At 68.5% G+C, this 2,520-nt stretch carries 3 protein-coding genes; all 3 read right to left on the bottom strand.

Annotated features, from left to right (window positions below; translation table 11 throughout):
* Window positions 1–226 (bottom strand): winged helix-turn-helix transcriptional regulator (locus Y706_RS25490; protein WP_043436160.1); only part of this gene is annotated, 226 nt, incomplete at its 3' end.
* A gap of 95 nt (window positions 227–321) precedes the next feature.
* Window positions 322–1,530 carry a cystathionine gamma-synthase gene (locus Y706_RS0113475; protein ID WP_028276985.1) on the bottom strand — a complete coding sequence of 403 codons (1,209 nt, stop codon included), beginning with the start codon at window positions 1,528–1,530 and terminating at the stop codon, window positions 322–324.
* A 17-nt stretch (window positions 1,531–1,547) separates the two neighbouring features.
* The coding region (locus Y706_RS25485) for a pyridoxal-phosphate dependent enzyme (protein WP_043436164.1) at window positions 1,548–2,520 on the bottom strand (973 nt) is incomplete at its 5' end.

Below are 2,520 nucleotides of genomic sequence, written 5' to 3'. Positions count from 1 at the left end.
CGCCGTCGTCGTAGGGCCTCCGGGCCAGGAGCCCGGCGGCGACGAGCCCGGCGAGCCGCTTGGTGAGCACGGAATCGGCCGCTCCCAGCCGCTGTTTCATGGCATCGAAGCGGCCGTTGCCGAAGAACACCTCGCGCAGGACGAGCACGCTCCAGGGATCGCCCAGGATGTCGAGGCCGCGGGCCATGCTGCAGGTCCGTTGGGACCAGTCGGATCTAAGTGCCATGCGGCCACCCTAGCTGACTCTCTTAGAGAAAGCTAGGGTGGTCCGACGGAATGGCGCGGGCGCCGGGGTCGGCTGCAGGTGCAGCTACGGTGCGGCTAGCTGCCGGCGGCCAGGGAGGAAATCGCGGCGTCGAGGTCGGCGATCAGGTCCTCCACGTCCTCGATGCCGCACGAGAGCCGGATCAGGTTGACCGGGACCGCCAGTTCCGTGCCCTTGACCGAGGCGTGCGTCATTTCGGACGGGTAGTTCATGAGCGATTCGATCCCGCCCAGGGACTCCGCCAGGGTGAACACGGAGGTCGATTCGGCCACCTTGCGGGCCGCGGCCTCGCCCCCCTTGAACTGCACGGAGATCATGCCGCCGAACTTCTTCATCTGCTTTTTGGCCAGCTCGTGGCCGGGGTGGGTGGGCAGGCCCGGGTAGAGCACGGCCTCCACTTCGGGGCGCTCCAGCAGCCATTCGGCCACGGCCTGGGCGTTGTCGCTGTGCCGGTCCATGCGCACCCCGAGGGTCTTGAGCCCGCGGGTGGTGAGGAAAGCGTCCATCGGCCCGGACACGGCGCCGACGGCGAACTGGACGAAGCCGATCTTCTCGGCGAGGTCCGGGTCGTTGACCACGATCGCGCCGCCGACGACGTCGGAGTGCCCGCCGATGTACTTGGTGGTGGAATGCACCACCACATCGGCGCCGAGGGCCAGCGGGGTCTGCAGGTACGGGGAGGCGAAGGTGTTGTCCACCACGAGGAGCGCGCCGGCGTCGTGCGCCACCTTGGCGAGCGCCTCGATGTCGGTGATCTTCATCATCGGGTTCGACGGCGTCTCCACCCACACCAGGCGGGTCTTGCCTCCACCGTCGGCCGTGCCGCCTGCGGCGACGGCGGCAGCGACGGCGTCGAGGTCGGACATGTCCACCGGGGTGTTGCCGATGCCCCACTCCCCCAGGACCCGGCTGATCAGCCGGTACGTGCCGCCGTAGGCGTCGTTGCCGAGCACAATGTGGTCACCGGGGCGGGTGAGGGCGCGGATCATCGAGTCCTCGGCGGCCAGGCCGGAGCCAAAGGAGAAAGCGGCGCTCCCGCCTTCCAGGGCCGCCAGCTGCTCCTGCAGCGAGTCACGGGTCGGGTTGGTGCCACGGCCGTATTCGTAACCGGCCCGCAGCCCGCCGATGCCGTCCTGGGCATAGGTCGAGGAGAAGTGCACGGGGGGCACCACCGCCCCGGTGCGGGGCTCAAACGCCTGGCCGGCGTGGATGGCGCGGGTGTTGAAACCCTGGTTATTCGAGGACGGGTTTTCAGGCACAGACATGGGACTCCTTGAACTGGTCAGTTGCTGAGGTACGCGAGGAGGTCGTGGCGGGTCAGGATTCCCACCGGGGCGCCGACAAACGTCACCATGAGGGTGTCGGCGTCGGAGAGGAGTTCGCGGGCGGTCGAGATCGATTCGAGGGAGCCGATCACGGGAAGCCGTGCTTCCATGTGTTCGGAGATTTTGTCCGAGAGCTTGGCCTCGCCGCGGAAGAGCTTGGCCGTGAGGGTGCGTTCATCCACGGCGCCCAGTACCTCGCCCATGACGACGGGCGGTTCCTGGGACAGGACGGGGATGTGCGAGACGCCGTACTCGTTCATGATGTTGATGACGTCGCGGACGGACTCGTTCGGGTGGATGTGGACGAGGTCCGGGAGTTCACCGGTCTTGGCCTTGAGGATCTCGCCCACCGACGCCTCGTCCCCGCCGGCCAGGAAGCCGTAGGAGCGCATCCACTGGTCGTTGAAGATCTTGGCCAGGTAGCCGCGGCCGGAGTCCGGCAGGATGACCACGACGACGGCGTCGGCCGGGAGGTCCTTGGCGACTTCCATGGCGGCCACGACGGCCATGCCCGAGGAGCCGCCCACCAGCAGGCCTTCCTCGCGCGCCAGCCGGCGCGTCATCGCGAAGGAGTCGGCGTCGCTGACGGCAATGACGTCGTCCGGGACCGACTTGTCGTAGTTGGCCGGCCACATGTCCTCCCCGACGCCCTCGACAAAGTACGGGCGTCCCGTGCCGCCGGAGTACACCGAGCCGGCGGGATCCGCGCCGATGATCTTCACGACGCCGCCCTCTTCCCCGGGGCGCCCGGCGGAGACTTCCTTGAGGTACCGGCCGGTGCCGGTGATCGTGCCGCCGGTCCCGGCGCCGATCACGCAGTGGGTGATGCGTCCGTCGGTGTCGTGCCAGATCTCAGGGCCCGTGGTCTCATAGTGGCTGGCCGGGGCGGCGGGGTTGGAGAACTGGTCCGGCTTGTAGGCGCCGGGGATT

Origin of the sequence: Arthrobacter sp. I3, from assembly GCF_000520575.1 — a bacterium.
GTDB lineage: Bacteria > Actinomycetota > Actinomycetes > Actinomycetales > Micrococcaceae > Arthrobacter > Arthrobacter humicola_A.
Note: the sequence above shows the minus strand (reverse complement) of the source record. Positions and strands in the feature narration are given on the sequence as shown.

Coding starts and splice junctions, on each gene's coding strand:
- Y706_RS0113475 (WP_028276985.1), bottom strand. CDS start 1,530: ATGTCTGTGCCTGAAAACCCGTCCTCGAATAACCAGGGTTTCAACACC.